Here is a 24,696-nt window from a genome sequence, read left to right on the forward strand (position 1 = left end):
GTAACAAAAAGCTTACCAAAGCCCGGACGGTGCCGGTTCCGCAGCTCTTTTGCAAAATATCGCAGGCATCCGGTATGTATCAGGTACCCGGCAGGTTTTGGAGCGGGGATGCCGCCGCATGATCGTTGGAAGGCGCCCCTTTAACCCGGACAGAAGATGGATTGCCTTTGGCGAGGGCCACGGTGATGGCAACGGAAAGCAGCAGGTAGGACAGCACAAAAAGCCATCCCGCAGAAAAGCTGTTCTTTAACAGGAACCAGTCTCCGTAATGATAAAGGATCCCCAGGCCACAGCCCGCTTTCAGGGCTTCCCATATCCAGGCATGGGCATTCCCGTCCATGAGCTCCGCCAATGCGTAAACGAATAAAAAGATAAAAAGGCCATAGTAAAAGATGCCGGGCGCTCCTATGGCTGCAATATTCCCAAACAGGAAACAAATAAAAAATAAAAGAGCGGCTAACTGGATCCACAGCCAGGTTTTGGTGGCGTTGGTCAGGCGGGGATTGTATTTTTTAAAATGATAGACGTCCTCTATCTTATAAACCGGGTATTTTTCGATCACGTCAGCGGGGCGCCAGCCTGTAGGCATCAGCCAGATGCGGAACCGGTCCTTCCAGCTGCCGGTACGCCAGGCGTCTTTTACCAGCAGCCACAAATGCTGAAAGTTTATTTTTACCGGGTTCCAGGTCCGCACCGGTCTTGTGATCCCATAAACCGGTGGAATGTCCGGCAGCTCCGGCTGGTAGGTGCCAAACAGCCGGTCCCAGAAGATAAAGATCTGGGAGTAGTTCCGGTCCAGGTATTCCGGGTTGATGGCGTGATGCACGCGATGCAGGGAGGGGGTAACGATCACTTTTTCGAGGAACCCCATTTTTTTTATAAAGGTGGTATGGTACCAGAACTGCGCAAACAGGTGAAGCGGCGCCACGATCGCGATCACTTTTTCCGGCACACCCAGGAGCGCTGCCGGCAGCAGGAAAATGACGAAAATATTTGCAAAGCCGGAAATGCTTTGCCGCAGTGCACAGGCCAGGTTGAACTCTTCGCTGCTGTGGTGTACCAGGTGGCCGTTCCAGAAAAAATTAAATTCATGCTGGATGCGATGGACACAGTAGCCGGAAAAATCAAGTGCAATAAAGGCGATCACATAGGTGAGCCAGGTAGCATGGATATGTAGCAGGGCCCAATGATGAACCATCCAGGAATAGGAATAAATGACAATGCTCAGGCCCAGTACATCCTTGGTGATATTGGTAACCCCGCTCAGCAGGCTGCTGATGACGTCATTGGTGCGCATGGCCGTTCCCTCTTTCCGGCGTGCATAAGCCATTTCCAGCAATACCAGTACCAGGAATGCGGGAATCGCAACCAGTAATATCTTTCCGTAAGTTTCCATATACGTATTGGAACTGCAATACCAAATTTAGCAAAAAGCAGGCAGCTTTGTGCCGGGCAGGCGTAAATGGTGCCCGCATCTATGTTCCCCTCGCCGTACCGGTTATTTTCCGGAACGCATGGCTTTCACTATTTTCAAACTGCCGTCCGCCGAAAGCTTCCGGTATTCTTTGGTTCCCACGCCAAAAAGGGCAATTTTACCTTCCTGGTCGCTGTGCACCCCCCATCCATAGCGTTTGGTAAGCGGGGAAGCCCGGAGGCAGGGTTGTCCTTTTGAAAAGAACTGCTCCCTTGCCGTTTTCAGGCCGGACCGCGGAATATTGTTTTTCAGGGCAAAACACTGGAACAGCACGTCATCGGAGGTAAATTGATAGGGGTGCTCCATGATCATCTCAAACTGCATATTGGCTGCCGTTTTCCCGGAAAGCTTTAAGGGGGGCACTTCGGCGGTGGTTACCGGACAATCGGGAGCCACTTCAATAAATGTGTTTTGATAATTGGTTGTGTGGATCTTCATGATCTGTATGTTTTGCATCTTTTCCCCGGAGAGAAGAACGATACCCGTACAGCGGTAGGAAGCCCCGGTTATTTTGCCACGCTTTGCACGATATCGTACTTGGTAACAATATGATAATTGCCTGCGTCGTCCTGTGCCAGTACCGCTCCGTTTGCTTTGCTGATCAGCGAGCCGATGCGTTCCACAGGGGTGTCGAAGGCTACGATCGGGTAGGGCTGCTCCAGGATGTTCCCCAGGCTCTCGTTTTTGATGTTCGGGTCTGAGAATATCTTTTGAAAAAGGCCGCTCTCGCTTACGGAGCCGGTCACGGCTCCGTTCTCCATAACCGGGATGTGCTCAATATCGTATTTGCGCATGAGTGCTACCGCGTCAGATACGGCAGCAGTTGGCGGAATCGTGATCAATGGCCGGTTTTTACGGCTGTTGATAATATCTTTAAAGGTCTTTACTTCAAGAAACCCCCGTTCCATCATCCACTGGTCGTTGTAGATCTTGGCGACGTACCGGCTGCCATGGTCATGAAAAATACACACTACCAGGTCGTCCTTGCCAAGGCTCCCCTTTAGCTGCATCAGTCCTTTAAGGCAGCTTCCGGCGCTGTACCCGCAGAACAGCCCTTCTTCTTTGGCCAGCTTCCGGGCCATGATGGCACCGTCTTTATCCGTTACCTGGGTAAACGCGTCGATCACGCTCATGTCATAGTTCTTCGGCACAAAGTCTTCTCCAAAACCTTCGCTGAAATAGGGGTATACCTCATTCAGGTCCGTTTCCCCGGTATTGAAGTATTTGGTAAGCAGCGAGCCGTAGGCATCCACCGCCCACACCTTGATGTTGGGGTTCTGTTCTTTCAGGTACCGGGCCGTGCCGGTGATGGTGCCGCCCGTGCCGGCGGTGCAAACGAGGTGGGTGATCTTGCCATCGGTCTGCCTCCATATTTCGGGGCCGGTGGTTTCATAGTGCGCCAGGCGGTTGGCCAGGTTGTCGTACTGGTTCATGTGGTACGCATCGGGCGTTTCTTTTGCCAGGCGGGCGGCCACGCTGTAGTAGCTTTGGGGGTCCTCCGGCTCTACGTTTGTGGGGCAAACGATCACTTCGGCTCCCATCGCTTTCAGCACATCCGCTTTTTCCTTGGACTGTTTGTCGGTGGTAACAAAAATACATTTGTACCCTTTTACGATGGCTCCAAGGGCCAGCCCCATGCCGGTATTGCCGCTGGTGCCTTCAATGATGGTGCCGCCGGGTTTCAGACGCCCTTCGGCTTCTGCCACTTCGATCATTTTGATGGCCATCCGGTCTTTGATGCTGTTGCCCGGATTAAAATAATCTACTTTGGCAACCACGGTGCAGGGCAGTTCTTTTGTGATCCGGTTCAGGCGGATTAACGGAGTATTGCCAATGGTTTCCAGTATATTATTCTTGATATCCATCTTATTTTGTTTTTAAATAATCAACAGCCTTCAGTACCACCGAATCGGTCAGGTTGAGTATCTGGTAGTACCCCGTATCCCGCCATTTGAACCGGGCCAGGTAGGCTTCCATCCGGTTGGACACCCGTAGTTTTTCTGCCTCCGGTATGTGGGTTAAATTTACGGTATCTTTTTGAGCCCGGCTCACAAACAGCTGCCACATCGCTTTTCCAGGGTCAAAAGCCTGCGAAAAGGAAAGGGGGGAGGCAAAAGGCTCCATTACTTTTTGATTGTTGAGGTAATAGTGGAAAACAAAATCGGTAAAAGCCCCGTTGAAGAACAGCCGGTTGATCTCTTTGGAGGTCCTGGAGGTGTCCAGGCCTACAAAAACGTCGGGCATGATGCCGCCGCCGCCATAGAGGATCCGCCCGGAAGGCGTTTTGTATTGCTGGCCGTTGTTGACCTTGTTGCTGTCTGCAAAATAAGCCTGGCCATTGGCGTACCGCTCCCAGATATCATCCATATATACTTTTTTCCCCTTGTTGTAAGGACGCTGAATGCTTCTGCCCAGGGGGGTGTAATAACGGGAAACGGTCAGCTTCAATGCAGCACCGTCGCTGAGGGGGAAGATCTCCTGGACCAGCCCCTTGCCAAAAGTCCTCCTGCCGATGATGGTAGCCCGGTCCCAGTCCTGCAGGGAGCCGCTCAGGATCTCGCTGGCACTTGCGGACAGCTCGTCTACCAGTACCGTGAGTTTTCCGGTTTCAAAAATTCCCGGCCGTTTACACCGGTATTCTTTTTTGGGGCTGTTGGTGCCCTGGGTAAAAACGACCAGCTTATCGCCGCTCAGGAATTCATCAGCGATATCGATGGCCTGGTCCATATAGCCTCCTCCGTTGCCCCGCAGGTCCAGTATCAGCTCCGTCAGTCCCTGTTTTTTCAGCTGCTCCATGGCCTCCATGAATTCGCGGTAGGTGGTGCTTCCGAATTTGTCCAGCTTTACGTAACCGACGTTCTTGTTGACCATGTAGGAGGCTACCAGTGTAGGGGTCGGAATATTGTTCCGGGTTACCGGAATGGTGAGCAGGGCATTGTTCCGGAGTATCTGCAGGGTGATGGTGGTACCCTTCTCGCCCCGGATCAGGTTGCGGACGGTAGCGCTGGTGGTATTTCTTCCGGCCAGGAGCGAGTCGTCCACTCTGATGATCTGGTCGCCTATTTTAAGCCCCGCTTTTTCGCTGGGGCTGGCTTTCAATACATAGGTGATGTTAACGGTATCCCTGATCTGGTTATATTCTACGCCAATGCCTTCAAATTTTCCGGAAAGTTCCTCATTGGTTTCTTTGAGGTCCACCGGGGGAAGGTACACCGAGTGCGGGTCCAGCTCGTTCATCATTTCCCGGATGGCATTTGTCTCCAGCGTGTCGATCTTTACGGAGTCGACATATTTTTGCCGGATGATCTCAAGCGCCTCCTCCAGTGAGGTGCTGCGGCCTGGTTTTGAAAGTCCTCCGTTGGGTTGCGCACCGCGCAATTTATAACCGATAAACATTCCAATGATCATCACCACGGAGAACAGCAAGGGCAGCCAGACCTCAAATTTCTTTTTCATTCGTATGATTTATGCGAGGCTGCAAAATAGCCAAACTTTGCTGTTTATTTTAGAAATCAAATCATTTTCTGATTATTTTATAAATAAGCTATTTTTGATACTTATATTGTGGTGTAAGAACCACCCGGGTAACTACGGGTACTAAACTCCAGTCTAAATGTCAAAAGTGCAACTCATCGCAGATGCGGGATCTACGAAAGTGGAATGGTGTCTTCTGAACAACGGGAAAGCAAAAACGGTGCTTACCAGCGGGGTGAGCCCTTATTTTCTGAACGGGGAGCAGATCATTGCGCTGTTGGGAAAGGAGCTGCTTCCGAAGCTGAAAAATGCAGCTGTGGATGAGGTCTTCTATTATGGTACCGGCTGTCTGAACCCGGACAACCGCAAAATGGTGCAGAAAAGTCTTCGCAGCCTGTTCAGAGGGGCGAAAGTGCAGGTTTGGCACGATGTGGAGGGCGCGGCCCGGGGGCTTTGCGGGCGCAGCAAGGGCATTGCCTGCATCCTGGGTACCGGTTCCAGCACCTGTTATTACGACGGGCGGAAGATCCAGAAGAATGCCCCGGGGCTGGGTTATGTTCTGGGAGATGAGGGCAGCGGCGCCTACCTGGGCCGGAAGGTGATCCAGTATTTTCTGTACAATACCTTCGATGAAGACCTGCGCGCCCGGTTTGATGCCGCTTATGTGACCAATGCCACCGAGATCCTGGAACGGGTGTATAAACAACCGTTGCCCAACCGCTATCTTGCGGGGTTTGCAAAGTTCCTTGCAGACAACAGGGGGCACTATATGGTAGAGAATATTATTGAAGATGGATTGAATGATTTCTTTTTTACGCACCTTTGCAAATTCCAGGAAGCCTGGAAGCACCCGATCAACTTTGTCGGAAGCATCGCTTTTGGTTTTAAAGATGTATTGAAAGAACTTTGCGGCAGTTATAGTTTTGAGTTGGGTAAGGTGCTTCAAAAGCCCATGAAGGGGCTGATTGAATATCATTCCTGAATTGTTAAAAAGAAATTAATCGGTTATATGGCAGGAGAAAAGATTACGGAGCAGTCGAGCAGATATGATCACCTCGAAAAAATGTCGGTACTGGAGTTGCTTTCATCTATGAACAAAGAAGACCAGGCGGTGCCATTGGCCGTTCAGGAGGTGATCCCTAATATCGAAAAACTGATCGAGGCGATTGTAGAGAACATGATTGGCGGGGGACGCCTTTTTTATATAGGGGCCGGCACCAGCGGCCGTTTGGGCATTTTGGATGCCAGTGAGATCCCCCCTACCTATGGGTTGCCTACGGGGGTGGTTATCGGGATCATCGCCGGAGGCTGGAAAGCGATCACCACCCCGGTGGAAAATGCAGAAGACGATGAGGCACAGGGGTGGAAAGACCTGGAGGCGCACGGCGTTAACGAAAAAGATGTTGTGGTGGGCGTGGCCGCCAGCGGTTCAACCCCCTATGTGATCGGTGCCTTGCGGGAATGCCAGAAAAGAGGGATCGTTACCGGCAGCATCAGCTCCAACCCGAACGCCCTTGTCAGCGCTGTTGCCGATTACCCGGTTGAAGTGATCGTAGGCCCCGAATTTGTAACCGGAAGCACCCGGATGAAAAGCGGTACGGCGCAAAAGCTGGTATTGAACATGATTTCCACTACGGTAATGATCCAGCTGGGAAGGGTAGAAGGGAACCGGATGGTGAATATGCAGCTTACCAATGAAAAACTGGTCGACCGGGGAACCAAAATGGTTATGGAAAAAACCGGGCTGCAGGACTATGAACAGGCCAAACAGCTGCTATTGGAAAACAAAAGTGTAAAAAATGCCGTGATCGCCTATAACCAGGCACAAATACATTAAGCGATATTTTTCATAACAACAAAAGGAAGAGTGGATGCTCTTCCTTTATTGTTTCCTGTAAAGAAAATATCTTGATTAAGCCGCTGCAGTAGCTGCGTTGATTTTCTTAGCCAGTTTGCTTTTCAAATTCGCCGCTTTGTTGCGGTGGATCACCCCTTTCTTGGCCAGTTTATCGATCATGCTTTCAACAGAAGATAATTTACCCTTTGCTTCGCTGCCTTCCGCTGCTCTCAGTTCTTTAATGGCATTACGGGTGGTTTTACCATAATATCTGTTCCTGTCGCGGCGTTTTAAGGCCTGACGCGCATGTTTCTTTGTAGCTTTATGATTCGCCATGGATCTCTTTTTTTGGACGGCAAAGGTAACGGAAATAAATCAAAAATCTGCAAATTGTTCCTTTTTTCTTTTGGATGCCCCACCGGATCCTGCCCGGCAATCACTAAACATAACTTAAAATAGAAAAATAGAACGCTTGGAATGGGCAAATATTGCGTATCTTGTGGGGCAATTTTAGAAGCAGATCCTGAATATAAAAATACAAGATAAAATAATATATAAATAGCTGATTTACAATGAAGGATTTTTCGTACATCACAAACTCCTCGCCGGAATTTATTGAGAATATGTACAAGGAGTTTGTCAATAACCCTGAGAGCGTAGACACCGAATTGAAAAAATTTTTTGAAGGTTTCGATTTTGCAGTGGGCAACGGCCTGGCACAGAAGAACGGAGCACCGGCGGTTGTTTCCGGTACGGGGGGGTCTGACTGGAGAAAAGAGATCGCAGTATATCGGCTTATTTTAGGGTACCGGAACAAGGGGCATCTGCTGGCAGATACCAATCCTATAAAAAAACGCAAGGACCGTGGCGCCAACCTGGACCTGCCTTTTTTCGGCTTGTCCGAGGCCGACCTGGATACGGAATATGAAGCCGGCAACCTGATCGGTTTGGGCACCACCACCCTGAAGAACATCCTGTCGCACCTCAAAAAATGCTATGCAGGACATGTAGGGATCGAGTTCAAATACATCAGCGACCAGAAGAAGGTAGACTGGCTGACCAACGAAATGGAAAAGAAGTTTACCAACCCGCTGCCGCTGGAGCAGAAGAAACGCATTCTCCAGAAGCTGAATGATGGGGTGATGTTTGAGAAGTTCCTCCATACCAAATATGTGGGACAGAAGCGTTTTTCGCTGGAGGGCGGGGAAACCACCATCGCGGCGCTGGATGCCATCATCAACAAGGCGGCCACACTCGAAGTAAAAGAAGTCGTGATCGGCATGGCCCACCGTGGCCGGCTGAATGTACTGGCCAATATTCTGGGAAAGACCTACGAACAGATCTTTAGCGAATTTGAGGGAACCGGGGAGATCAATCAGACCATGGGAAGCGGCGATGTAAAATACCACCTTGGTTTTGGCAGTGTGATCGAGGCTACGAACGGAGAAACCGTGCACCTGAAACTGATGCCCAACCCCTCGCACCTGGAGGCCGTGGATCCTGTGGTACTGGGTTTTGCCAGAAGCAGCGCCAACATCCTGCACGATGAGCGTTATGAAAGCGTGCTGCCGATACTGATGCACGGGGATGCCGCCCTGGCTGGTCAGGGAGTGGTTTATGAATTGCTGCAGATGTCAAAGCTGAGCGGTTTTTATACCGGAGGCACGATCCATTTTGTGATCAATAACCAGATCGGGTTCACTACAGACTTCTCCGATGCCCGCAGTGCCGACTATTGTACTTCCCTTGCGGCAATGGTGCAGTCGCCGGTATTGCATGTGAATGGTGATGATCCCGAAGCCGTGGTGAAATGCGCAGAAATTGCCACCCGTTACCGGAATGAGTTCCATGCAGATGTATTTATCGATATGGTTTGCTACCGCAGACACGGACATAATGAGGGCGATGACCCCAAATTTACTCAACCGGCGATGTATGCGCTGATCGACAAGCATGCCAACCCGAGGGAAGTGTATATAAAATATTTACTGGATAATGGGGAAGAAGACGCCAAAGAGCTGGCAAAAGAGCTGGAGAAACAATTCTGGGCAGATCTTCAGGACCGCCTGGACGAGGTAAAGCAGAAGCCATTGCCCTATACCTATCAGGAGCCGGAATTACAATGGAAAAGCCTTCGCAAGGCTGCTCCTGCCGATTTCGACCAGAGCCCCGATACCGCCATCAGTACGGAACATTTTAAAACCGTATTTGACGGCCTCATGACCATACCGGAAGGATTTACCCCCTTAAGAAAAGTGGCCAAGTTGCTGCAGGATAAAGTAAAGTTGCTGGAAACCGAGCAGAAGGTGGATTGGGCCACCGGGGAATTGATGGCCTTTGGCAGCCTGCTGATGGACGGATTTGATGTGCGTATGACCGGTCAGGATGTAGGCCGCGGCACGTTTAGCTCCCGTCATGCCATATTGAGGGACGAGGTAACCGATGCCTCCTATAACCGGCTGAGCGGTTTACCTACTTCCAAGAAGTTCAGGATCTTTAATTCCCTGCTGAGCGAATATGCAGTGCTGGGCTTTGAATATGGGTTTGCCCTGGCATCGCCCAATGTACTGGTGGTTTGGGAAGCCCAGTTTGGCGATTTTGTGAACGGAGCGCAAACCATGATCGACCAGTTCATCACCAGCGCCGAGCAAAAATGGAACCGGATGAATGGGGTGGTAATGCTGCTGCCACACGGTTTTGAAGGGCAGGGGCCTGAGCACAGCAGTGCGCGGATCGAGCGTTTCCTGCAATCCTGTGCAGAAATGAACATTGTGGTGACCAATATTACCAATTCCGCCAATTATTTTCATGCCTTGCGCCGGCAGCTCAAATGGCCGTTCCGCAAACCCATGATCAATTTTGCGCCCAAGGCCAACCTGCGGCATCCGGGCAGCTATTCCTTAAAAGAAGAATTCACAAACGGAAAATTCCGGGAAGTGATCGACGACGCTTATGCGGACGAACCGGCGGCGGTAAAGACGGTCTTGTTCTGCTCCGGCAAGATCTATTTTGACCTGGCGGAGAAACAGCAGAAAGACAGCCGGAAAAATGTGGCCGTTGTGCGCCTGGAACAATTGTACCCGCTGCCTAAAAAACAACTGGACGCCTTGTACGCGAAGTACAAGAACGCTGTATGGTACTGGGTACAGGAAGAACCCCTGAATATGGGTGCGGCATCGTTCCTGCAGATGAACCTTAAGGACATCAACTACGGCATCATCGGCCGCAAACCCAGCGCCGCTCCGGCATCGGGATTTATGAAAGTCCATAAAGCGGAACAGGAAGAGATCATTAATACGGCATTTTCCATGTAGCAGGAAATAGCGGGCAGAATAGAAATTCCGCCCTTTTTTTATCTATTCAAAACTAAACATGAGCGTTTATAGTAACTTCTGATTCAGAGCTTTTACAACAGCTTCTGAAACGGAATTTACCTGTAATTTTTCATACACATTCTTAATGTGGGTATTTACCGTATGAATGCTCAGGTTACAGGCCGAAGCCACCATCTTGCGCGTATAACCTTTTACCAGCAGGTTCAGGATCTCCTTTTCCCTTCCGGTGAGCTCCACTTCTTCGTTGTTTTCAAAGAAGACGTTTTTTTGAAAAGCAGTCAACACTTTTTTGGCGATCGAAGCAGTCATGGCTGCGTCCCCGTTCGATACATCCTCAATTGCCTGGAGCAGCTGTGCCGGAGGCGATTTTTTAAGGATATAACCGGAAGCCCCGGCACAAATAGACGCAAAAATTTTATTATCATCCTCATAAACAGTTTGCATCAGCACCTGGATCTTCGGAAAATTGACCTTGATGATCTTGACACCTTCGATGCCGTTCACATTGGGCATGTCGATGTCCATCAATACCACATCGGGGTCAGCTTTTCGTATATCCGTGATCACATTGCTGCAATCAAAAAAGGTTCCTGTGCAGGTCATATGGGGCGATGCGTTGATCAACATACTTAAACTGTCCCTCCGGTAGGCATTATCATCAAAAACAGCCACACGTATGGTTGTCATATTCATATGATAAAATTACGGCATTAAAAACAGTTGCCTATCGCCAATTTGTGTGATATTTTGAGCGTTGAGGATCGGGAATTGAGTATTGAGAATCGGGCTGTCAGCATCGTGCATTCAGCTTTGGTGCCATGGAACTGCGAAATGCATATTGAGCGGCGAACGATACCAACCTGGAGCATTAAACCTGAAACAAACTTCAGCATCGCGCATCCGGTAGATGTCGTTTCCGGCGTTTGCCCGGATCCGGTGGTATACATCCGCATCTCAATTCCCGATTCCCACATCTCAAATCTCGTGTCCCGCGTCTTAAATCTCCATAATCCAACCCCGATTCTCAGATCAGCATTCAGAATTTACAATTTTTTACCGTACTTTGCCATACCTTTTTAAAAGCAGTTTTTTTATGGCAATTGATATAAAAGTTCCCACGGTTGGGGAATCGATTAGTGAAGTAACCTTGTTGAAATGGGTAAAGAATACGGGGGAATATGTAGAACGGGATGAAGTGATCGCTGAATTGGAGAGTGAAAAAGCCACGTTTGAGGTCAATGCAGAGAAAGCAGGCGTATTGACCACCAATGCCGCTGAAGGTGATACCCTGAATATCGGGGATACCATCGCTTCCATTGATGACACGGCTCCAAAACCCGAGGCCGCACCAGGCGCAGAAGAAACACCCGCGGATAAAGTGCCGGAAGAAGCAAAAAAACCCGCTCCGGACCCGGAAAAGGAGAAACCTGCGGTGGTTTCCGGAAACGGATCAGCCGGCGCAGCTGCGATCAAAGCCACTCCCGTAGCCTCCGCTATTATTGCAGATAAGGGTGTAAATCCCAAAGACGTAACCCCCTCCGGATATTCCGGGAAAATTGTAAAAGAGGATGTGCTCGCAGCCCTGGCCAGTCCGGGCCGGAAAGCATTTGCAGGAGGAGAATTGTACAGCCGCAATGAGCGCGCACAAAAAATGACCAGCCTGCGCAAGACCATCAGCCGCCGCCTGGTGGAAGCAAAAAATACCACGGCCATGCTGACCACCTTTAACGAGGTGAACATGAAGCCGATCATGGACATCCGGGCTAAATACAAGGATAAGTTTAAAGAGGCCCATGGTGTAGGCCTGGGCTTTATGAGCTTCTTTGCAAAAGCCTGTGCCATTGCCCTGGCCGAATGGCCTTCTGTAAATGCCTATATCGACGGCGACCAGATCCTGTTTCATGACTATGCAGACATCAGCATTGCGGTAAGCACACCGCGGGGACTGACCGTTCCGGTGATCCGCAATGTGGAAAGCCTGAGCATGGCCGGCGTGGAAAAAGCCGTGCTGGACGTGGCAAAAAAGGCGCGTGACAGCAAATTAACGGCCGAAGATCTTACCGGGGGCACTTTTACCATTACCAATGGTGGTGTATTCGGTTCCCTGATCAGCACGCCGATCATCAACCTGCCGCAAAGCGCCATCCTGGGCATGCACAATATCGTAGAACGGCCTATCGCAGAGAACGGGCAGGTAGTGATCCGCCCGATGATGTACATTGCATTGAGCTACGACCACCGGATCGTAGATGGACGGGAGTCGGTGAGCTTCCTGGTTCGTGTAAAGGAATTGCTGGAGAATCCCACCCTGCTGCTGATACAGCAGGATCCTATTAAAACATTACTGGAACTATAGACCTGTCAGGTCTTTAAGACCTAACAGGTCCGGTTAGAATATGTCACCAGATCCTCCACAAGCGTTGGGGCGCTATTACTCCTACCTGAACAGCGCTGTAAAGATCATTGGCGATTATAAGGGCAATGAACCACTGGCGTATTTTCTTAAAAATTATTTTTCCCGGGAAAAAAAGTTTGGCGGTAAAGACCGCAGGCAGGTCACGCAATTGTGTTACGCATATTACCGGCTGGGAAAAGCGTTTACCGACCTTTCGTTTGAACAACGGGTCTTGCTGGGGTTGCGCCTGTCATCGAAAGCGGTTGCCGCTCCGTGGAAGGAGCTGTTTACAATCTATAAGGTACCCGATACCTTTTCCGGCGCCGTTTTCCCCTGGAAAGACCGCTTAAGTAACCCTATTGATCCCCTGGCTTTTGAACGCTCCTTTTTTGTTCAGCCCGACCTGTTCCTGAGGATAAGGCCCGGTCATGAAAATGCGGTAACGGATAAACTGCATGATGCGGGGGTCCGGTTTACTGCTGAAACCATAGTGGAAGGACAGCAGGCGCTTCGCCTGGAAAATTCGGTAAAGGCAGATGCCGTCCTGGAAATGAACAAAGAAGTGGTGATCCAGGACCTGAGCTCGCAGAGAACAGCCGGCCTGCTGCGCCGCTTTAGATCGCTGACCGTGAGCGCATCTCAAATTCCGACTCCCGACGCTCAGATAGCGGTATGGGACTGCTGTGCTGCCAGCGGGGGTAAGTCGATCCTGGCCCTGGACGAACTGGGCGCGGTGCAGCTGACCGTTTCCGATATCCGGCCCTCCATGATTGCCAATTTAAAAAAGCGGTTTCATGAGGCCGGTATAAAAAATTTCCGGCCGCTGGTTGCGGATGCCGCCAGGCCGGATGAACTGCTTTCGGGGGAGCGCTTTGATCTTGTAATCGCAGATGTACCCTGTTCGGGCAGCGGCACCTGGAGCCGCACACCGGAACAATTATATTTTTTTGATGAAAAACAAATAGCCACTTATACTGCGCTCCAGAAGCGGATCCTGAAGAACTGCGTCCGTTCGGTACGTCCGGGTGGCTGCCTGCTTTATATGACCTGCTCCGTATTTAAAGCAGAAAATGAAGACCAGGTTGCTTTTTTGCAGGAACTGGGGTTGGAGCTGCTGGAACAACAGGTGATCGCCGGCTATGATCAGAAAGCGGATACGATGTTCGGCGCTTTGCTGCAAAGAAAGCATAGCGCTTCCCGCCGGGTGGAAGTACCGGATCATCAATAGCGCCGACGATTTAACAGCTAAATGATCTCCCCGTCGCCCTTCATCCGGAAAGCGACAATGCCCAAGGTTAAAATGCAAGAACAACAACGGCACAACTGTCATCGTTTTCCCTTAATTTCAATAAATAAAACAGACACTTCATGGGATTATTTGACTTTATTAAGAACGAGTTCATCGAAGTTATCGAATGGGTGGATACTTCAGACAACACCCTGATCTGGAAATTCCAGGATAAAGGAAACAACATAAAGAACGGAGCAAAATTAACGGTACGGGAAAGCCAGGTGGTGGTGCTGATGAATGAAGGCGAGTTTGGAGATGTTTATCAGCCGGGCCTGCATACGCTTTCCACCAGTAATATGCCCATTACTACTACTCTGAAATCCTGGAAGTACGGATTTGAATCGCCGTTTAAGGTAGACATCTATTTTGTCAATACCCGTCAGTTCACAGATCTGAAATGGGGCACATCCGGCCCGGTGCTGATCCGCGATGCGGAGCTGGGGCAGGTACGGCTGAAAGCCTTTGGAAATTTTGCCATCCGTATCGGCGATGCCAAAAAGTTCATCACAGAATTTGCCGGCACCAATCCCTTTGTGCGTGTGGAAGGCGTGGAAGAGGTATTGCAGGGCATCCTTTCCAGTCGCTTTGCGGAAGTACTGGCCAAAGCAAAGATCTCCATCCTGGAGCTGGCGGCCAACTACCAGGCGCTGGGCGAGCAGTTAAAGCCGGAGTTTCAGAAAGAGCTGGATAGCTATGGCCTTTCGCTGGAGAAGTTCTTTATTGAAAATATTTCACTGCCGGAAGAAGTGGAGAAGATCCTCGACAAGAAGACCGAATTGAATATACTGAAAGGCAACCTGAACGAGTTTAACCAGATGCAGGGCGGTATTGCATTGGAGAACCTTTCAAATAACGATGCCGCGGGCAATATGGGCGGTGTAGGCGCAGGTGTGGTATTGACCAACCTGATGGCCCAGGCCAGCCAGCCGCAGCAGCAATCTGCTGCGGAGCATAAAAGCAACCTGATGGATGTTCTGAAACAGCTTGGGGAGCTGAAAACCCAGGGGATCATTACGGAAGAAGAATTTGCCGAAAAGAAAAAAGAAATCCTGGCGAGGCTGTAATCAATAAATTTTATGCAGGCGTTTCAAGAATATCCCTGTCCCAACTGCGGATCAGAGCTGAATTATGATGCGGAAAAAAGGAGTTTAAAATGCCTTCACTGCGGGGCGGTATTTGCCATCCGGCCAAGCACGGAGGTCATAGAAGAAAAAAATATCGGCATTTTTAAGGATGCGGAAACGATCCCCATAGCACCGGTCCGGGTTGTGGTGTACCGTTGCAGTAAATGCGGGCAGGAAACACAGGAGCCCGGAGATGTGGCTTTTTTTGAATGCCGCAGCTGCGGGAACAACGTGCTCAATCCGGCCGCCTATGCTACCCGAAGTATCAGCCCCGCCGGTATCATTCCTTTTAAGATATCCAAACAGGATGCGCTGGACCGGTTCACACAATGGATCGGTAAAGGGTTCTGGAACGACGGTGATCTGAAAAAGCTTTCGCTGGCCGATAAGCTGGAAGGGCATTATGTGCCTTTCTGGACCTTTGATTGCCAAACGGAGAATCACTGGGCCGGTTACTCCGGACGGTATTATTATGAAACGGTGCGCCGGCGGAATGCCAGCGGGCAGGAGGTTACGGAGCAGGTAAGGCATACGGACTGGACCTGGCGTTCAGGATCTTTTGAACGCTTTTTTGATGATGTGCTGGTCTGTGGCAACAAGTCCGTGCCGCAGGACCGGATCAATGATGTGTACCCTTATCTCCTGAATGATGTGGTGGTATTTGATGATGAGTACCTGCTGGGCTGGAACGCCCGGGCTTATGATAAGGACCTGTCGGAAACCTACCGGCTGGCGCGAACGATCATGGACGGAAAAATAGAAGCGGAGGCCATCTCCCGGCTGGCAGAAGATACTTACCGCGACCTGCAGGTGCAAACGGACTATTCCGGGGAAACATTTAAACAGATCATCCTCCCCGTCTGGCTGTGCCGGTACCTGTTCAAAGGAAAGACCTACCAGTTCATCATCAACGGGCAAACGGGCGCCATCAGCGGCACCAAACCATTGTCGGTATCAAAAATTGCAACGGCTGTTATCATTGTGCTGGTGATCATCATTGCGGTCTATTTATTTTCAAAATCGGGATGACAGGCCGCACACCCTTTGTGGGCGTAACAGACCAATGGGGATCAGGATCCGTTCTTGCAATAGCCGCAGTTGCAATGAGCGTGCTGGCCTTCTCCTGCAGCAAGAGGGATATTTTCAAAAGTATGGAAGGCGGTAAGCTGTTCGTACGGATCGTGCAGGTGGATAAAAACGGTACGGAGCAGGTATCGAAGGTGGTCCGTGCGGTGGAGGAATGAGATGGGGATAATAAAATCCTCCCCGGCCGGGGGTGTTGGGTTATATTTGCAGCTCCTTTTCGATCATACGATGCATTATAAGAAAGCCGCCAAACCAGACGTTGATTACCTTTTAGGCATGTTGGGGACGATTTATCCCATAAGTAGCGAACTGAGCGCTGCCCTCTTAAAAAAAGCAGTAGGGCTAAAAATAAAAAAAGGAACCATACTGCTGCGGGAAGGCGAATGCTGCCGGTACATATATTTTATTAAGCGGGGTGCCCTGATGGGACAAACGACCCATAAGAAAAAAAATATAGTCACCTATATTTCCATCGATAATGAATTTGTGAGTTCTATTTCCGGCCTGCACGGGGTAACACCCTCGCAGGAAGCCATTATCGCCGTGGAGGATTCGGAATTACTGGCCATGCACAATGAGGACCTGCAGGCACTTTTTCTGAAATATTTTGATATGAATTTTATCTTTCGTGTAATGGTGGAGCAATACTACCGCGATGCGCAGGAGCGGGCTCATATCGTCAGGGTCGGCAATGTTAAGGAACGCTACCTCTATTTTATTAAAACCAAGCCGGGCTATATGGAGCGGCTGCCCTTGCATCTGGTAGCATCGATGCTGAACATGAAGCCTGCTTCGTTGTTAAGAGTGCAAAAGCAGCACCGCCTGTCGCTTCAAAAAGACCAGGAAACCGAACGGTGGTGCAATGAGATCGAAAATTATATTATAAAGCAGGGCGCATTTAAAGAAGCCGGCCTGACCCTGGTACAGGTAGCCCGGAAATTGTCGGTAAGCCCGCACCAGCTATCGGCGTTGTTCAATAATATTTACGGGCTTAGTTTTGTTGATTTTATTAACCGGCAGCGGGTCCTTCACATACAGCAACAAATGGTTGCCAAAGAGGCCATGCACCATTATACGATTGAAGCATTGGCCAAAAGTTGTGGCTTTGCATCGCGCAGCGCCTTTTACAGTGCCTTTAAAAAGATAACGGGTACCAGCCCGGCCCAATATCGCAGCTCCTTATAGCAAGTTTGTCCTGATTTATAAATCAGGACAAACTTGGGCTTAAATAGTAAGGAACATTGGAATGGGCGTTTAACTTTGCAGCTGCAAAAAGGCGCTCTGTTTACAAAACCGGTATTTTATTTTCCAGGTAACTAAAGGAAGACAGGAGCTCAAACTATAGTTGACGGAACCTCAATTTAGAATGGGGCAATTATCACTAACTGCTGCTGCGCCGCTGATGGGCGCAGCTTCTTTGTTATGGGTATCGGCCCGTGGCCCGCGTTAACCACAAAGTACGTTGCAAACACCAGCAGCAACAAGATCTTTTGAATGATCCGCCGCTCCTTTATACCGCCTGCAACCGGCCGGATGCACATCAGCCCCCATCTGTTCAGGATAAGACGTTGAGAAAGCCCGGGCTGGAAGGCTGGCTCACTGCTATTCGGTTACGATCTTTACAACCTTAGTGTACTGTTTTTCCCCGTTTTTATCGACCTGAGTGATGCGGATATACCGGATCTGGTCGTCTTTCCCCGCTTCCGTTACCGTTTGTTTATTACAGGTTATGAATAAACAAACGGTCAATGCAGAGAGGGCGAATCGCCATTTTTTACTGTTGCGACGGGGTCGCAGGGAAAGGAGGAAGGCGATCAATCCCAGTCCTGCCGCCAGTTTGCCGTTGCCATCAAATGAAATGCTGTATTGCAACGGGCTGTGGGAGAAGCCGTTTTCGGCCTTGCTCTCCACCTGGGTAACCGGTATAAAGTTTTGGTTGTCGGCGGAGGCTTCAATGAGAAAATGATCGCTGTTGGTTTCAGAGGTGGTACGCCATTGGACTTTCAACAGGTTATTTTTCATTGATGCGCTTACGGCTTCCATAACTACGGATAAGGCCTGGTCAATGCTTACCCAGAAATCTTCTGTTTGTCCAAACAGCAGCTGGCTGCCGGCAGTAAAATCGGGATCAATAAGCATATCGGCCATGATCCGCATCCGTAAGGGCGTGTTTTTGACAGCAAGATTGAGCTTTTCCACCGGAAGGGTTGCCGAGTGTGTGTAGGCTGCAATATCAGACTGGCTGTCCAGTACCTGCTCGTCATCACTGAGCCGCCCGTCATTATTAAAGTCGATCCATGCTTTGCAGACCTGGCGGTTGGTTTGGGTGGTAACATTGAGGACCTGGTCTGAAGCTACATAGAGTGCGGTTCCGATATTGCAGCTGTTGTCTGAATAGGATTTGTAGCCGTCCAGGTTATACCCATATGAGGTATAGGACAGATTGCCCAGGGTTATATTGCAAGGCCCTACATTGCTGGTGTTCCCCGATTTTGCAATGCCCGCCGGTACCTGGCTGGAGGGCTTAACCGGTTGCGCCGGCAGCGGAACGGTAGCCTGCGAAGTAAGCAGCCCGCCTCTTATTGCCAGGAGTGTGGCCGTCATCCGGTCGCTCTGCCCCGGGGTAAACCGGTCAAGGCAGGACCCGTAGCCCATAATGTTTTTTTGAATGGCTTCATAGGGAGCACTGGTGCAGGCGTTGATGTCGGCGGGGTTGGGGCAGGGGCCCTGCAGGTGCTTTACGGGGTCGGTATCGCAAACCCTGTCTCCATCCAGGCTGCAGTCTGCGTTTGCAGGACAGTCCGTTTCATCGCTGCCTTCAAAAGTATGGAACAGCCCAAAAGCATGGCCCATTTCATGCGTGAGGGTAGGCGTCGTACCGTTCATTTGCTGACTCAGGATAACCATGCCTTCTGCAGGATAGATATGATAGTCGTTTCCGATATAAGGTAAGCTGGAGTACCCGGCAATAAAGCTGGAGCCGGGCGTAACGGCGTTAATCTTCCATACCACCCAAATATTATAGTATTGCTTTTCCGGCCAGGTGCTCAGGCTTTTGATGGAATTTTCGGGAGCCCCGGAGACCCCGGATCCGGGGTAAGAAACGCCGTAGGTATCATAACCGCTGACGGTGCCTCCGTTAAACCGTTCAATGCCGGTGGTACTGCCACAATCCGGATTTCTTTTTGCCAGGGCAAACCTGATAGGCGTTCCGGCGCCCACATTGCCGGACCCCGGCGCGGCTGCAAAATTGGCATTTAACCGGTCGATGGCGGCCTGTATCTGCGCGTCGGTCGGATTTGATGCGGAGCCGGGGTTGGCATCTCCCGTCCGGTGAATGATATGCACCACTACCGGTATCTCGTAAAAGGACCCCGACTGCACGCTCATGTTGTGCATTGACTTGCGAAATGTAGCTAATTCGGTTGCTTTTTGCCGGATCTTGCTTTCTGCGAGCTCCGCTTTTGCTGCATAGACAGCGTCTTTTTTTAAACGCTGATGGATGCCATCAAAACCACAGATGGCTGTTTGTGCGTGGGATAGGGTGCCAGACAGGATCAGGAACACCAGCAGAAGCGATCGTTTAGGGCTCATAATACAATTATTTGAATAGGGCTTTTGTTAAAGGGCTGTATTACAGTACTAAAGATAATTATATTTTATTTATGTAAATCAACGGGCGCATAACATTTTTATTGCTGAAGAAACGCGTACCGGCTACCCGGTCCGGGTCCTTACCATAGCAGTCTACTTGAGCGAAAAGCGAAGCTTACGGCTCGGATCCCTTTCCCCGAAATCTACCGTGCCAATGGCACTCCGTCTCCTATCAGCGGGTCCTGTTTCCGGAATAAATTCCGGAGTTGAAAGAGGGATACTGGTTGTCTCCTATGTTTGCCATGCCGTCCCGAGGGCCCGCATATGCGTCAGGTTAATTTTAAGAATTTAATGGTCAGCGGCAAAAGCTGCAGCACAGCTGTGCTCTTAGAAGCTGTAATTTCATAAGTGCCATAGGCACGGCTCATCATGCCCCGAGCCTATGGCGCTCTGTTGTTCTTTTGGACTTATAAACGGATTGAAACCCGTTCTTGCCGGATCTTTCGAGGCCATGCCTCTTTTGCTAAAATGGTCGTTGAACCCCGCTTTTTACAGATGGCGGCTACAGCAAAGCCCCAAGTAGCAGCGATAAAAAACCCGTACCCTTTTTGTGACGATACGGATGCTCCCGGATCGTTTTTAAACAGCTTCTTATCAGCAGGGAACACAGGATTAAACGGAGGTGTTCGCCCCTGATCCGTTCGGACGAGCAGCCTGCCGGTAATATAAGGCTGCTCCAAAAAGATTTCCGCCGCGCTGCGGCTAATACGAATACTTTTTACAAAAAACGGTTTCACGCTGCTTTCTAAAAATGCAGCTGGTCCAGCAATCCGTTTTTGAAACTGTCGTAGAACAACTCCCAGAACATAATGCCTCCCAGCTTGTTTTGCCGGATATAAGCCATCTTATGCCGGAGCGACTGCGGATCATCACCCGTAACAAAGATCCTGCGTACCGGATGGAACCAATAGGGCGCTTTTGCCCGGTCGTCCCAGTAGCGGGTAAACCCGTTTGCCACGGTCAACGAATCAAGATTGCGCCGGTAGCCTCTCATGTAAAGGAACCGGGCCGGTTGAAAAAGGCCGTTATTGAAGGTGCTGTTCACCTGGAAGGCCCTTACATAGAACGGAACGCCTATGACAACCTTTTGCAGCGGGAAATGTATACTCCTGAAAAATTGAATGCATCTGTCAACGGACTCGGCTTCGGGCAACGCGGAGTAAAGCGCCGACTGATGCCCTGTCTTTTCCGAATACCCGTGTACGAGATCATAGGTCATGAGGTTGACAAAATCGACGGCTTTTTCGATCTGCGACCATTCTACGGACTGCTCCAGGTACTTCCGGAAGCCCCCGGCGGCAAAGGTGATCAGCTTCCGGTTCCCCAGCTTTTTGCGGAGGCTTAGGATCAGCCGGGTAAAATTGGGCCGGTCTGCCGGCGCAAAGGGATGACCCGGTACACCGGGCAATGCCGGGTACTCCCAATCCAGGTCGATGCCATCGAGCCGGAAGGTATGCAGGAACGTATTTACCGAGGATGCAAACAGTTCCGTACTGTCGGCATGACTAAAGGTGCCGGAGCAGGGCTTGCAGCCTCCCCAGCCCCCGAGGGCGATCAGGGTGCGGATATGAGGGTTTCTTTTTTTTACGACCTCAAATGCTTTTAAGACGGCTGTGTCTTTTGCCCGGGATATAGCCAGATGGCCCATTGCATCCAGGTGCGCAAAACCATAGACCAGGTGCGTGATCTTACGGAAGTCATATTGAAGCAGCGTGGCACTGTCGCCGGAATAATAAGCCACCACTTTGTCGCCCTCGCGTTGGGCACTAAGCCGGGTCACTACCAGGAGAAAAAGCAGCAGGAGAAGCTTTTGTTTCAAATCGGGGGTCTTTTTTCAATGTAATTTAACGATAACTGCCGGTATCAGATGCATGCAATCTTCAAAACAGGCAGGCAGCGGCATCGCCTCAAAAACAGTGAATCCATCATCAGTCAGGACGGGAAAGCAAGGGGGATTTACGTACCAATCGATAACGCCTTATCGCCTTGCCGGCCCGAAAAGGGACCTTTGAGCCATATATCTGCCGGATGTTTTGCCTTCGAAACCCGTTAAGAAGCAGATAGTGGAGGATGATACGGGAAGTGCTGCATCCTCCATCCTCACCAGGATGCGGCCGGCCGGATAATGACAGAGCCTTTTTATTAGCGGCTTGTTTTTAAACGGGTTCTCAGTCGCTCAAATAATTGGAGAACGCCCGGAACCTGTGCCGGCTCCTTTTTATAGGTTTCCTCATCAAAATAGGCAATAGCCCCGATCTCGTTTCCGGGTCGTACAGGTTCTGCAATGTGGTAAAGAAAGCATTCCTGTTCCATGATCACCTGCGGGGCTTCTCCGTAGGCCGGTGCCGTAATATGACCAAAGTATGTCAGCGCTTCTATGTTAATGTCCAGGTTCAGTTCTTCCCGGATCTCTCTTTGCAGGGAATGGATGGCTGTTTCCCCTTCCTCGATTTTGCCTCCGGGCAGGTACCAGGCTTTTTTATTTTTACTGTAGGCCAGGAGCACCTTGTTCGCCTTCAGCACTACCATGCCTGCTGTTGCTAATTGCGTTGTATGCATCTGTTTTGTTGTGATTTGTTCAAAAATAGGGGATGCCGGCCCAGGAAAGGCATCCGGTAAATGATGTGGGGATCTGTTGCGCCCCGGCGGGTTACCGCCCCGCGGTTTTTGAAAAAACATTGATGACCACTACCCCGGCGATGATCAGGAGCATACCGATAATGGCCGGGAGATCAGGTACCTGCTTAAATACCAGCATCCCAACAAGAGTGATCAGAACGATGCCGACGGCCGACCATATGGCGTATGCAATGCCAACGGGTATTGTTTTTAATGTAAGGCTGAGGAAGTAGAAGGCGCCGGCATAACAGGCAATGGTAACGATGCTGGGGATCAGTTTGGTAAATTGTTCGGATGTCTTCAACATGGAAGTGGCAATGGTTTCAAAGATGATGGCGAGGAACAGGAAAATATAATTTTTCATTGCATACTATTTGCATAACGAACCCCCGGGGCGCTGCATCCGGCTTGCGGGGCTTTACCAGGCCCTTTGCCGTCTAATTGTGATCGATCATCCACATCCGGATGCCAAAGCCGGCATAGGTAGGCTGGTACCCGTTGTCAACATGCCCCGGTTGAAAATCGTATATCTGGTAATTGCGGTAGACCATCCCGATATTTTTGGCATATTTTTCAGAGGATACCGCCATGGAGGCATAGCTGGATCCCGTGGGTGGCATGTTGAGCACATCGTTTGATTGTTCAATGGTCCATACATCGGAATATTGCTGGGCTTCGATGGTCTCGTTCCCGAACTGCGTATATTTGAATACCCATTTGTTCATGTTGTCATCGGCCTGTGTATCGTACAGGTCGCTGTAGGGGGAGGCATTGGACAGGCTGTCCGGTCCTACCAGGTATTGGTTCCCTTTCCATTCATAGTCCTGCAGCATCGGGCCGGCAATTTTAACAACCCGGAGGTTGTTCTCAATCACTTCTACATTGTTATCGGAAGGCGTGATGTAATACCGGCCATTGTCTGCCCAGCTGCCGTTGGCGTTGCGGATGCTGCGTTGTACGATATAGGTCGGGCGGCCCTCGTTATCGGTGGTGGTACCGGTAATGCTGTGCTTTACCTCGTATTGGTGCACTTCAACTTCGCTTCCGCTCCTTACAAAAACGGTGGAATCGATGCGGTAGGTAATGAATTTGCCCACCTGCAACGGAAAATAATCCTTTACCTGGGAGGCAGGAATGAAATCTGCTTTTTTTTCCCCGCAGGAAAAGAGCAGCAGAGCAGCCAGCAGCAGGCGCAGGGGATCAAACAATTTACTCATTGCGTAGTTGGATTGTAGTATTTCAAATAAGGGGTAACGCAAACTTTCTTCCGGAACGGATAATGCCTCCACCGATCACATCGTCGCCCTCATAGAATACGGCACTCTGACCCGGAGCGATCCCCTTGGCGTTCTGGTAGAAAGAAACTTTTATATCGTTGTCCTCCATATACAGGTTCGACAGGGTTCCGCTGTCTTTATAACGGATCTTGGTAACTGCTTCCATTCCGGGTGTAATGGTATCGTACTTGATATAATTGATCCGGGTCACCAGCATCTCATTTTTTTCCAGTTCATCCTCATCACCTAAAACAACGGTATTGCTGTCCGGGTCGATCTCTGTTACAAATACAGGTTTGCCCAGCGCAATATCCAGGCCTTTCCGCTGCCCGATCGTATAAAAGGGATACCCTTTGTGCTTGCCCAGCACTTTTCCGTTTTTGTCAATGAAATTACCGCCATTTACGCGCTCCTCCAAACCTTCCACTCTTCTTTTTAAAAAGCCGCGGTAATCGTTGTCCGGCACAAAGCAGATCTCATAGCTTTCGCTCTTTTTTGCCAGTTCCGGGTACCCGTAGTCCATGGCCATTTGCCGGATCTCCGTTTTATGGTAGCCGCCCAGCGGCAAAATGGTACGTGCCAGCAGCTCCTGGTCTACGCCCCACAGCACATAGCTTTGATCTTTGGTATGATCCACTGCTTTGCTGATCACAAAGCGGTCATTGTCGTGCCGGCGCACTTTGGCATAATGCCCCGTAGCAATAAAATCACATCCCAGGGCATCTGCTCTTTTCAGCAGCGCCCGCCACTTGATATGCGTATTGCACAATACACAGGGGTTAGGGGTACGCCCTGCCAGGTATTCCTCCACAAAATCGTTGACCACAAAATCGCCGAATTCTTCGCGGATATCCAGGATAAAATGCGGGAACCCATGCTGAACCGCTGCCATCCGGGCGTCGTTAAAACTGTCCACATTACAGCAGCCGGTTTCTTTTTTACCACCGCCGCTGCCGGTATAATCCCATGTTTTCATGGTAATGCCGATCACCTCGTAACCCTGATCGTTCAGCATGAGTGCTGCCACTGTGCTGTCGATGCCGCCACTCATCGCCACTAAAACTTTTCCTTTCTTGCTCATAATAATAGTTTGCAAAGATAAACGAAGATTTCAGAATTGGGGAGCCCGC

22 protein-coding genes are annotated in these 24,696 nt (G+C 50.2%); 9 read left to right on the top strand and 13 right to left on the bottom strand.

Features of this window, described 5'->3' with window-relative positions:
* Positions 1 to 79 precede the first annotated feature (79 nt).
* The 4 genes from B160_RS0121405 to B160_RS0121420 all read right to left on the bottom strand — a co-directional run bounded on the left by B160_RS0121405 (position 80) and on the right by B160_RS0121420 (position 4,930).
* On the bottom strand, positions 80 to 1,396 hold the full coding sequence (locus B160_RS0121405) for a sterol desaturase family protein (protein ID WP_018629988.1): 1,317 nt from the start codon (positions 1,394 to 1,396) through the stop codon (positions 80 to 82).
* A gap of 102 nt (positions 1,397 to 1,498) precedes the next feature.
* A complete protein-coding gene (locus tag B160_RS0121410; RefSeq protein WP_018629989.1) occupies positions 1,499 to 1,912 on the bottom strand; it encodes a DUF6157 family protein in 414 nt (137 codons plus the stop codon).
* 68 nt (positions 1,913 to 1,980) lie between these two features.
* Entirely contained in the window at positions 1,981 to 3,339 is a 1,359-nt protein-coding gene (locus B160_RS0121415; RefSeq protein WP_018629990.1) for a pyridoxal-phosphate dependent enzyme, read from the bottom strand.
* Between the two features lies 1 nt (position 3,340).
* Complete coding sequence (locus tag B160_RS0121420; protein WP_018629991.1) at positions 3,341 to 4,930, bottom strand: S41 family peptidase; 1,590 nt, start codon at positions 4,928 to 4,930, stop codon at positions 3,341 to 3,343.
* A gap of 157 nt (positions 4,931 to 5,087) precedes the next feature.
* Here B160_RS0121420 and B160_RS0121425 point away from each other — a divergent pair, with 157 nt between their 5' ends.
* Both B160_RS0121425 and murQ read left to right on the top strand, forming a co-directional pair.
* A complete protein-coding gene (locus B160_RS0121425) occupies positions 5,088 to 5,930 on the top strand; it encodes an N-acetylglucosamine kinase (RefSeq protein WP_018629992.1) in 843 nt (280 codons plus the stop codon).
* A 27-nt stretch (positions 5,931 to 5,957) separates the two neighbouring features.
* Positions 5,958 to 6,785, top strand: coding sequence for an N-acetylmuramic acid 6-phosphate etherase (gene murQ / locus B160_RS0121430; protein ID WP_018629993.1), 828 nt, complete (start codon positions 5,958 to 5,960; stop codon positions 6,783 to 6,785).
* Between the two features lie 75 nt (positions 6,786 to 6,860).
* On the opposite strand, the gene rpsT is transcribed toward murQ, so the two are convergent.
* The gene (gene rpsT, locus B160_RS0121435; protein ID WP_018629994.1) at positions 6,861 to 7,121 is read right to left on the bottom strand and encodes a 30S ribosomal protein S20; all 261 of its coding nucleotides are present in this window, start codon (positions 7,119 to 7,121) and stop codon (positions 6,861 to 6,863) included.
* Positions 7,122 to 7,357: 236 nt separating this feature from the next.
* Between rpsT and B160_RS0121440 the strand changes: the two genes are divergently transcribed.
* Positions 7,358 to 10,099: a 2-oxoglutarate dehydrogenase E1 component gene (locus B160_RS0121440; protein WP_018629995.1), complete on the top strand. Its 2,742-nt coding sequence runs from the start codon at positions 7,358 to 7,360 to the stop codon at positions 10,097 to 10,099.
* Between the two features lie 66 nt (positions 10,100 to 10,165).
* On the opposite strand, the gene B160_RS0121445 is transcribed toward B160_RS0121440, so the two are convergent.
* Complete coding sequence (locus tag B160_RS0121445) at positions 10,166 to 10,807, bottom strand: response regulator (protein WP_245562255.1); 642 nt, start codon at positions 10,805 to 10,807, stop codon at positions 10,166 to 10,168.
* A 406-nt stretch (positions 10,808 to 11,213) separates the two neighbouring features.
* Between B160_RS0121445 and odhB the strand changes: the two genes are divergently transcribed.
* The 6 genes from odhB to B160_RS0121475 all read left to right on the top strand — a co-directional run bounded on the left by odhB (position 11,214) and on the right by B160_RS0121475 (position 17,201).
* On the top strand, positions 11,214 to 12,476 hold the full coding sequence (odhB, locus tag B160_RS0121450; RefSeq protein WP_018629998.1) for a 2-oxoglutarate dehydrogenase complex dihydrolipoyllysine-residue succinyltransferase: 1,263 nt from the start codon (positions 11,214 to 11,216) through the stop codon (positions 12,474 to 12,476).
* 40 nt (positions 12,477 to 12,516) lie between these two features.
* Complete coding sequence (locus B160_RS0121455) at positions 12,517 to 13,743, top strand: RsmB/NOP family class I SAM-dependent RNA methyltransferase (RefSeq protein WP_245562256.1); 1,227 nt, start codon at positions 12,517 to 12,519, stop codon at positions 13,741 to 13,743.
* Positions 13,744 to 13,883: 140 nt separating this feature from the next.
* Positions 13,884 to 14,870, top strand: a complete 987-nt coding sequence (locus B160_RS0121460; protein ID WP_018630000.1) for an SPFH domain-containing protein — start codon at positions 13,884 to 13,886, stop codon at positions 14,868 to 14,870.
* A 12-nt stretch (positions 14,871 to 14,882) separates the two neighbouring features.
* Positions 14,883 to 15,959 carry a hypothetical protein gene (locus B160_RS0121465; RefSeq protein ID WP_018630001.1) on the top strand — a complete coding sequence of 359 codons (1,077 nt, stop codon included), beginning with the start codon at positions 14,883 to 14,885 and terminating at the stop codon, positions 15,957 to 15,959.
* Entirely contained in the window at positions 15,956 to 16,174 is a 219-nt protein-coding gene (locus B160_RS0121470) for a hypothetical protein (protein WP_018630002.1), read from the top strand. Before B160_RS0121465 ends, B160_RS0121470 begins: the two co-directional genes overlap by 4 nt.
* 118 nt (positions 16,175 to 16,292) lie before the next feature.
* Entirely contained in the window at positions 16,293 to 17,201 is a 909-nt protein-coding gene (locus B160_RS0121475) for a helix-turn-helix domain-containing protein (protein WP_169540115.1), read from the top strand.
* 417 nt (positions 17,202 to 17,618) lie between these two features.
* Here B160_RS0121475 and B160_RS0121485 read toward each other — a convergent pair whose 3' ends face one another.
* The 7 genes from B160_RS0121485 to mnmA all read right to left on the bottom strand — a co-directional run bounded on the left by B160_RS0121485 (position 17,619) and on the right by mnmA (position 24,647).
* Positions 17,619 to 19,610, bottom strand: a complete 1,992-nt coding sequence (locus B160_RS0121485) for a M43 family zinc metalloprotease (protein ID WP_018630005.1) — start codon at positions 19,608 to 19,610, stop codon at positions 17,619 to 17,621.
* Between the two features lie 467 nt (positions 19,611 to 20,077).
* Positions 20,078 to 20,407, bottom strand: a complete 330-nt coding sequence (locus B160_RS0121490) for a hypothetical protein (protein ID WP_018630007.1) — start codon at positions 20,405 to 20,407, stop codon at positions 20,078 to 20,080.
* A gap of 8 nt (positions 20,408 to 20,415) precedes the next feature.
* Positions 20,416 to 21,489, bottom strand: coding sequence for a glycoside hydrolase family 18 protein (locus tag B160_RS0121495; protein ID WP_018630008.1), 1,074 nt, complete (start codon positions 21,487 to 21,489; stop codon positions 20,416 to 20,418).
* A 323-nt stretch (positions 21,490 to 21,812) separates the two neighbouring features.
* Positions 21,813 to 22,229: an NUDIX hydrolase gene (locus tag B160_RS0121500; protein ID WP_018630009.1), complete on the bottom strand. Its 417-nt coding sequence runs from the start codon at positions 22,227 to 22,229 to the stop codon at positions 21,813 to 21,815.
* A gap of 91 nt (positions 22,230 to 22,320) precedes the next feature.
* Positions 22,321 to 22,653, bottom strand: coding sequence for a DMT family transporter (locus tag B160_RS0121505; protein ID WP_018630010.1), 333 nt, complete (start codon positions 22,651 to 22,653; stop codon positions 22,321 to 22,323).
* A gap of 73 nt (positions 22,654 to 22,726) precedes the next feature.
* Positions 22,727 to 23,506 carry a hypothetical protein gene (locus B160_RS0121510; protein WP_018630011.1) on the bottom strand — a complete coding sequence of 260 codons (780 nt, stop codon included), beginning with the start codon at positions 23,504 to 23,506 and terminating at the stop codon, positions 22,727 to 22,729.
* 22 nt (positions 23,507 to 23,528) lie between these two features.
* Positions 23,529 to 24,647, bottom strand: a complete 1,119-nt coding sequence (gene mnmA / locus B160_RS0121515) for a tRNA 2-thiouridine(34) synthase MnmA (protein ID WP_018630012.1) — start codon at positions 24,645 to 24,647, stop codon at positions 23,529 to 23,531.
* Positions 24,648 to 24,696: the final 49 nt, after the last annotated feature.

It is taken from the genome of Niabella aurantiaca DSM 17617, assembly GCF_000374125.1.
Classification (GTDB): domain Bacteria; phylum Bacteroidota; class Bacteroidia; order Chitinophagales; family Chitinophagaceae; genus Niabella; species Niabella aurantiaca.